Annotated in this window: 9 protein-coding genes; all 9 read left to right on the forward strand. The window is 70.1% G+C overall.

Features of this window, described 5'->3' with window-relative positions; genetic code table 11:
• The first annotated feature begins 107 nt into the window (after nucleotides 1–107).
• Nucleotides 108–752, forward strand: a complete 645-nt coding sequence (locus tag ACFC8N_RS44110; protein ID WP_376295340.1) for an HAD family hydrolase — start codon at nucleotides 108–110, stop codon at nucleotides 750–752.
• 93 nt (nucleotides 753–845) lie between these two features.
• On the forward strand, nucleotides 846–1553 hold the full coding sequence (locus ACFC8N_RS44115) for a VC0807 family protein (protein ID WP_376295341.1): 708 nt from the start codon (nucleotides 846–848) through the stop codon (nucleotides 1551–1553).
• Nucleotides 1554–1633: 80 nt separating this feature from the next.
• A complete protein-coding gene (locus ACFC8N_RS44120; protein WP_362823370.1) occupies nucleotides 1634–2866 on the forward strand; it encodes an MFS transporter in 1233 nt (410 codons plus the stop codon).
• Nucleotides 2817–3989 (forward strand): acetoin utilization protein AcuC, encoded by a 1173-nt coding sequence (locus ACFC8N_RS44125; protein ID WP_362823369.1) that lies wholly within the window; start codon nucleotides 2817–2819, stop codon nucleotides 3987–3989. Before ACFC8N_RS44120 ends, ACFC8N_RS44125 begins: the two co-directional genes overlap by 50 nt.
• Nucleotides 3990–4063: 74 nt before the next feature.
• Nucleotides 4064–4879 carry a phosphatase gene (locus tag ACFC8N_RS44130; protein ID WP_356035898.1) on the forward strand — a complete coding sequence of 272 codons (816 nt, stop codon included), beginning with the start codon at nucleotides 4064–4066 and terminating at the stop codon, nucleotides 4877–4879.
• A gap of 129 nt (nucleotides 4880–5008) precedes the next feature.
• Entirely contained in the window at nucleotides 5009–5218 is a 210-nt protein-coding gene (locus ACFC8N_RS44135) for a helix-turn-helix domain-containing protein (RefSeq protein WP_177235464.1), read from the forward strand.
• Between the two features lie 133 nt (nucleotides 5219–5351).
• Nucleotides 5352–5450: a 30S ribosomal protein bS22 gene (locus ACFC8N_RS44140; RefSeq protein ID WP_003948845.1), complete on the forward strand. Its 99-nt coding sequence runs from the start codon at nucleotides 5352–5354 to the stop codon at nucleotides 5448–5450.
• A 186-nt stretch (nucleotides 5451–5636) separates the two neighbouring features.
• On the forward strand, nucleotides 5637–6698 hold the full coding sequence (locus ACFC8N_RS44145) for an NAD-dependent epimerase/dehydratase family protein (protein ID WP_356035901.1): 1062 nt from the start codon (nucleotides 5637–5639) through the stop codon (nucleotides 6696–6698).
• Between the two features lie 14 nt (nucleotides 6699–6712).
• Nucleotides 6713–7666 (forward strand): lysophospholipid acyltransferase family protein (locus ACFC8N_RS44150; RefSeq protein ID WP_376295342.1); only part of this gene is annotated, 954 nt, incomplete at its 3' end.

Genomic DNA, 7666 nt, shown 5'->3' on the forward strand with positions numbered 1-7666 from the left:
ATGGTACTGCAGGGGGGACCCTGTGGGAGAGTAGGACGCCGCCGAACAAATTTTGGGAAAGGCCCACGCCATCAGGCGTGGGCCTTTCTGCGTTTATGCTCGACAGTATGCGCTACGACCTGATCATCTTCGACAACGACGGGGTGCTCGTCGACAGCGAGCCCATATCCAATCGCCATCTCGCGGCCTATCTGACCGAGCTGGGGCACCCGACCTCGTACGAGGACTCCATCCGGGACTACATGGGCTCGGCGATGCACCGGATTCATGAACTGGTGCTGGAGCGCAGGGGGCAGCGGTTGCCGGACGACTTCGACGATGTCTTCCACGCGCGGGTGTTCGCCGCGTTCGAGCGGGAGTTGGCGCCCGTGGCCGGCGTGGCGGACGTACTGGAGAAGCTGGCCACGGACGGGGTGCCGTACTGCGTGGCGTCCTCCGGGAGCCATGCGCGGATCCGGGTGGGGCATCGCACGACCGGGCTCGGCCGGTGGTTCCCGGAGGAGCGGATCTTCAGCTCCGAGGACGTGGGGCGGGGCAAGCCGGCGCCCGATCTCTTCCTGCACGCGGCACGGCGGATGGGGGTGGCCCCCGAGCGGTGCGTGGTCGTCGAGGACTCCCCGCTCGGCGTGCGGGCCGCCGTGGCGGCCGGGATGGACGTCTGCGGGTTCACCGCGATGACGCCGGCGGCGAAGCTGAGCGGTGCCGATCAACTCTTCGGCGCCATGGGCGAGTTGCTTGACCTGCTGATATGACCTGAGCCATCGGTCGGAGCCTGACAATTGTCATGCGGACCTCCGGACGATCGTTTCTACTGACGGACCCCCTGCGGCGGCGAAGCTGAGGGCATGACGAAGAACACGGGGATCCAGAACTTCCGGCCGCTCCTCCTGGACGTGGCCCTGCCGCTCGGCTCGTACTACCTGTTCAAGGACGCCTTCGGGCTGAGCACCTTCGCCTCCCTCGCCTGGAGCAGCGTGGCGCCGGCGGTGCGGACCGTGCGGGGCCTGGTGAAGGAGCGGAGGACCAACGCTCTGGCCGGTCTCATCCTGGTCGTCAACGTCGTGTCGCTGCTGCTCAGCTTCGTCTCCGGTGACCCGCGGCTGATGCTCGCCAAGGACAGCGGGGTCAGCAGTGTCATCGCCTTCGGGATCCTGGCCTCGGTCTGGTTCGGCAAGCCGATGATGACCGCCGGGATGAAGCCCTTCCTGGTGAAGGGGGACGCGGAGAAGGAGGCCGCCTGGCAGCGGCTGGTCTCCGGGGAGTCCGTTCGGTCGACGGCCTTCCGGGGCAAGGAGAAGGCCTTCTCGGTCGTCTGGGGGCTGGTGCTGCTCGCCGAGTGTTCCGCCCGGGTCGTGGGTGCGTACACCATTCCCGTGGACACGATGGTGTGGCTCGGCACCGTCTTCCTGGTCGGCGCGATGGTGATCGGGTTCGTGGTCAGTGGTGGGCTGGCCGCCGGGCCGATGGAGAAGATGCTCGCCGCCGAGGTGGAGGACGGCAAGGCCACCCAGCAGAAGCAGCCGGAGCGGTCGGGACTGGCCGTCGCCGCCTGAGACCCGCACGGTCAAGCTGAGGGAAATTCATCTTTGGCTGGATCTACCCACAGGTAGCCCGGGGCCCTACGCTCGCCGCCATGACTGATGTGCTGCGGCGCGGTAGGGCCTCGCTGGCGTTCAGCTTCTTCGCGCAGGGCGCCACCTTCGCACTGCTCGTGACGCGGATCCCGGCCATCCAGGACCGGTACGGCGTCTCCGACGCGCTGCTGCCGGTCTTCCTGGCCGCCGTACCGATCCTGGCCGGGGTGGGCAGTGTGACCACCGAGCAGCTGGTGAAGCGCGTACGGCCGAGTCGGCTGCTGCGGTACTCCCAGCCGGTGGTGCTGCTGGCGCTGCTCGGGGCCGGAGCCGGCGGGCAGCTCGCCGAACTGGCGGTTGCGTTGGGCGTGTTCGGGCTCACGGTGGGGGCGCTGGACGCCTCGATGAACATGCTCGGGGTGAGCCTTCAGAGGTCGTACGGGCGCAGCATCATGCTCAGTTTCCATGCCGCGTACAGCCTGGGCGGGATCCTCGGGGCCTCGTTGGCCTGGGTCGGGGCGCACTGGCATCTCGCGCTGTGGGTGTCGTATCTGCCGGTGGTGGCGGTGTTGCTGCCGGCGACGCTGGTGGGCAGCCGGTGGTACGCCGACGGGGAGCCGGCGGCCGTGGGGGAGGGCCAGGAGCGGGGGCAGGGCGCGGGGGTGGTGTTCAAGCTGCTGCTGCCGCTGTGTCTGGTGATGACCTTCGCCTACATCGGGGACTCGACCGTCTCCAACTGGAGCGCGAAGTATCTGAAGGACGTGCTGGGCAGCAGCGAGCAGCTGGCGACGGTGCCGTACAACGTGTACATGGTGACCACGCTGGTGGGGCGGGCGCTCGGGGACTTCGGGGTGCGGCGGTTCGGGGCCGTGGCGGTCGTACGGCTCGGGACGCTGGTGGCGGCCGGCGGGTTCGCGGTGGTGGCGTCGGCGCCCGGGGCGTGGGTCGGGATGCTCGGGTTCATGATGGTGGGGCTGGGGTTGTGCGTGCTGGTGCCGCAGACGTTCGCGGCGGCCGGCAGGCACGCTTTCGAGGAACACGGCCCGGGGGCTTCGGACGCGGCCGTCGCGCGGCTGAACATCTTCAATTACGTGGGCTTTCTGGTCGGTTCGCCGTTGGTGGGGGCCTTGGGCGATGCGTGGAGTTACCGCGGGGCGATGCTTGTGCCGATGGTGTTGGTGCTGGTGACGCTGGGGTACGCCAGGTCGTTCGCCGCTCAACCGGACCGATACGGTGGCGGGCATGAGCGGCCGCGCACAGCTGATGTGGGACGAGGCAGTAACGGGCTATGACTTCGGCCCGGACCATCCGATGGATCCGGTCCGGCTGGCACTGACCCGGAAACTGGTGGGTGCCTTCGGGCTCGACCGGGAGCTGGAGGTCGTCGCGGCGAAGCCGGCCGGGGAGTCGACGCTGATGCTGGTGCACCGCGAGGACTACATCGAGGCGGTGAAGGCCGCGTCGGCGGATCCGGCGGGGGCGCGCGGGCAGTACGGGCTGGGTACGGTCGACGATCCCGCGTTCGCCGGGATGCACGAGGTGTCCGCGCTGATCGCGGGGCAGTCGGTGGCGGCGGCGGAGGCGGTGTGGCGGGGGGACGTCGAGCACGCGGTGAACTTCGCGGGCGGGCTGCACCATGCGATGCCCGGGGGTGCGTCGGGGTTCTGCATCTACAACGACGCGGCGCTGGCCATCGCCCGGCTGCTGGAGCTGGGGGCCGAGCGGGTCGCCTATGTGGATGTGGACGTGCACCACGGGGACGGGGTGCAGGCCGCGTTCTGGGAGGATCCGCGGGTGCTGACGATCTCGCTGCACGAGCATCCCCGCACGCTGTTCCCGCAGACCGGGTGGCCGGAGGAGGTCGGGGCGGGGGCCGGGGAGGGGGCCGCGGTGAACGTGGGGCTGCCGGCGGGGACCGGGGACGCGGGGTGGCTGCGGGCGTTTCACGCGGTGGTGCCGGAGCTGATCGCCGACTTCCGGCCGCAGGTGCTGGTGACGCAGCACGGGGCCGACACGCACTTCGAGGATCCGCTGGCCCATCTCGCCGTGTCGCTGGACGCGCAGCGGGCGGTGCAGGTGGCCTGTCATGAGCTGGCGCACGAGTACGCCGACGGGAAGTGGGTCGCGCTCGGCGGGGGCGGGTACGCGGTGGTGGAGGTCGTGCCGCGGTCCTGGACGCATCTGGTGGCAGTGGCCGCGGGCAGGCCGGTGGCGCCGGAGACGGTGATCCCGGAGGGGTGGCGCCAGGAGGTGTTCGCCCGGACCCGGCAGTTGGGGCCGCAGCGGATGACCGACGGGCGGTGGCCGGTGAGTTGGGCGTCGTGGGACGCGGGTTACGACCCCGCCGACCGGCTCGACCAGGCGGTCCTGGCGACCCGGCGGGCGGCGTTCCCCCTGCGGGGTCTGCTGCCGTAGGGGGTTACGCCAACTGTGCGGAATTCCACCCATTCCTGACGCATCCTCATCCGTGATGCGCGAGCATCTCAGCCGTGGTGACCGCCGAGGCTCTGTGTGCGCATCTGGTGGCCGTGCGGCTGGCCGGGGAGGTGGGGACCTCCCGGGAGGTCAGCCTGCGGAGTTATCGGTTGTTCGCCGCCCGGGATCCGCGCGTGTTGATCGGGATCGATCCCGAAGGGGCGTGGCAGCAGCCGGAACTGCTCGCGTTGATGGCGGAGAAGTGTGGCGTTTCGGCCGATCCGCGGCACACGTCCGGCCCGGATGTGATCGATCCGGGGCGCACGGTGGCCGCGCTGGATGCCTTCGCCGAGCGCATCGGGGAGGCGGCCGGGCGCCGGGCTCCCGTGCTGTTCGGGACCGGGCATCCGCACCGCCTGCTCGGGTTCTACGCCGGCTTGGCGGACGCGCTCTCGGCGGCGGGGTGTGAGGTGCTCACCCCCGCGCAGGGTCACTGTGTCGACATATTGACCCGGTTCGGTCTACGTACCCATTACCTCGACTACGTACGAGGGGTTGCCTTGGTGCGGGAACCAGGAGCCGAGCGCCCCGGTTGTGAGCCGGGTGTCCACAGTCATTCTCCGCTGCCGGTTCGGGTCGTCCTGGAGGCCGCCGCGGCCGCCGGCGGACCGCTGCCCGCGCTTGTCGTCGGAGACCACGGCTGGGTCTGCGGTGCAGGTCAGCTGGGGTTCGAGGCCATCGGGCTCGGCGATGTCGACGATCCCGCGCTGTTCGTGGGAGAGGTCGAGGGGGCGCTGACCGTCGCCGTTCCGGTTGATGACGGCGTGCGGTCCGCGTACTACCGCCCGCTTACCCGCTACGTACTCAAACGAGCGTGTCTGTCACAGTAGGCCAGCGATGGGTGCACCTCTTCCCCACTCGCATCACCCGCCCCTACATTGGGGAGTGAGCACGCAGCGACGAAGAGTCACCGGAAGGGGAAGCCGGTGGCCGTCGAGTGCGGAAGGTTCAGGTGTGTCATGGCAGCTGGCGAGAGGCCTCTGAACGAGGTCGTGTTCCTGACCGTGGCGGAAGTCGCCGCGGTGATGCGAGTGTCGAAGATGACCGTGTACCGGCTGGTGCACAGCGGTCATCTGCCCGCGATCCGGGTGGGGCGGTCCTTCCGCGTCCCGGAGCAAGCGGTACACGAGTACCTTCGCGACAGCTATGTGGGGGTGGAAACAGCCTGACGACGCCTCCGGAAAGATCCGGCGGACCCTCGATTACGACCTCAGCGCTCGGTTGGGTAGGCTAGCCCCTCGTAGGTCGTGTGGGCCCATGGCGCCCAAACAACCGAGTGATGAGAAGTGAGCGAGGGTAGTCGTGGGCTCTGTTATCAAGAAGCGGCGCAAGCGGATGGCCAAGAAGAAGCACCGCAAGCTGCTCAAGCGCACGCGCGTTCAGCGTCGCAACAAGAAGTAAGCGGCGCGCGAGAAGCGTGTCCCTGTGGCCCCCCACCATTGGTGGGGGGCCACAGGCATGTCCGGGCCGCCCACTGCGGTTCCGCCCGGTGAAATTCCGTCACCTCGTGCATCGGGGGGTCATCACAGCGCAACGTCGACCCGCTAAGTTGGCCGCACGCACACCGTACGAGGGAAGGCGCTGATCTTGGGGAAGGTCGTGCTCGTCACCGGAGCGGCCCGCCAGCTGGGCGGCCGGTTCGTGCGGCGGATCCAGCGGGATCCGGAGGTCGACCGGGTGATCGCCGTGGACGCCGTGCCTCCGGTGCACCATCTGGGCGGGGCCGACTTCATCCAGGCCGACATCCGGCTGCCGACGATAGCCCGCGTGCTCGCCGAGACCGGCGCGGACACGGTCGTCCACCTCGATGTGACGGGCACGGCGCTCGGCGCCGGCAGCCGGGCCATGGTCAAGGAGACCAACGTCATCGGCACCATGCAGCTGCTCGGCGCCTGCCAGAAGTCGCCGGCCGTCAAGCGGCTGGTGGTGAAGTCCAGTACGAACGTCTACGGCTCCGCGCCGCGCGACCCGGCCGTGTTCACCGAGACGACCTCGGCGAAGTCGCTGCCGAGCGGCGGGTTCGCGAAGGACACCGTCGAGGTCGAGGGGTACGTGCGCGGGTTCGCCCGGCGGCGCCCGGACGTCGCGGTGTGCGTGCTGCGGTTCGCCAACATCCTCGGACCGGCCGCGGACACCCCGCTCGCCTCGTACTTCGCGCTGCCCGTCCTGCCGACCGTGTTCGGCTACGACCCGCGGCTCCAGTTCGTGCACGAGGACGACGTCGTCGAGGTGCTCCGGATCGCCTCGCACGAGCCGCGCCGGGGCACGCTCAACAGCGGCACGTTCAACATCGCCGGGGACGGTGTGCTGCTGCTCTCGCAGTGCTCGCGGCGGCTCGGGCGGCCGACCGTGCCCTTGCTGCTGCCCGCGGTCACCTGGGCGGGTTCGCTGGTGCGTACGCTCGGTATGACGGACTTCTCACCGGAGCAGATCCGGCTGCTCACGCACGGGCGGGTGGTGGCCACCGGCCAGATGCGCGAGACGCTCGGCTTCACGCCCCGGTACACGACGGCGGAGACGTTCGCGGACTTCGTACGCGGCCAGGGCCCCGGGCTGCTGCCGCCGGAGGCCCTCGCAGGGGCCGTCGACCGCATCGCCGCGCTGGCCGCCAAGGGCAGCGGTCACCTCCCCACGCACGGCGCCAACTGAGGAGCGCAGGAACGATGGCGGACGCCAAGGTCATTCCGTTCGACGACGACCGGTCCCGTGGGGGCGCCGCGGCGCGCCCGGCGCGGCGCCGGGGTGTGGGCAGGCCGCGCGGCGGGTCGGACGATCCCGGGGGGCTGGGCGAGGTCCAGCCGCTGCCGGGGCGGGCCCGGGTGCGGGAGGATGGGATCGTGAGCCGCGCGCAGGAGCCGGGGGAGACGGAGGAGCCGCGGGATCCGCGGCCCGGTGCCGGAGGGCAGGGCGCGGGTCTGGAGCGGCGTGTCGCGGCGGGGCTGGCGTTTCTGCGGCGCCGGCTGACCGGGGACTACGACGTCGACGACTTCGGCTACGACGAGGAGCTGACCGACCAGGTCCTGATGTCGCTGCTGCGGCCGGTGTACGAGAAGTACTTCCGGGTCGAGGTGAAGGGCATCGAGAACATCCCGGCCAAGGGCGGGGCGCTGATCGTCGCCAACCACTCCGGGACGCTGCCGCTGGACGGGCTGATGATGCAGGTCGCCGTGCACGACCAGCACCCCGCCGACCGCCATCTGCGGCTGCTCGCGGCCGATCTGGTCTTCGTGCTGCCGGTGGTGAACGAACTCGCCCGCAAGCTGGGTCACACCCTCGCGTGCGCGGAGGACGCCGAACGGCTGCTGGCGCAGGGGGAGCTGGTCGGGGTGATGCCGGAGGGCTTCAAGGGGATCGGTAAACCCTTCGGCGAGCGGTACAAGCTCCAGCGGTTCGGCCGGGGCGGTTTCGTCTCCACGGCGCTGCGCCAGGGGGCGCCGATCATTCCCTGCTCGATCGTCGGGGCGGAGGAGATCTACCCGATGATCGGCAACGCGAAGACGCTGGCGCGGTTGCTGGGCTTTCCGTACTTCCCGTTGACGCCGACGTTTCCGTGGCTGGGTCCGCTGGGGGCGGTGCCGTTGCCGACGAAGTGGACGATCCAGTTCGGTGAGCCGATC

The organism is Streptomyces sp. NPDC055966 (assembly GCF_042269865.1).
Taxonomy (GTDB): domain Bacteria; phylum Actinomycetota; class Actinomycetes; order Streptomycetales; family Streptomycetaceae; genus Streptomyces.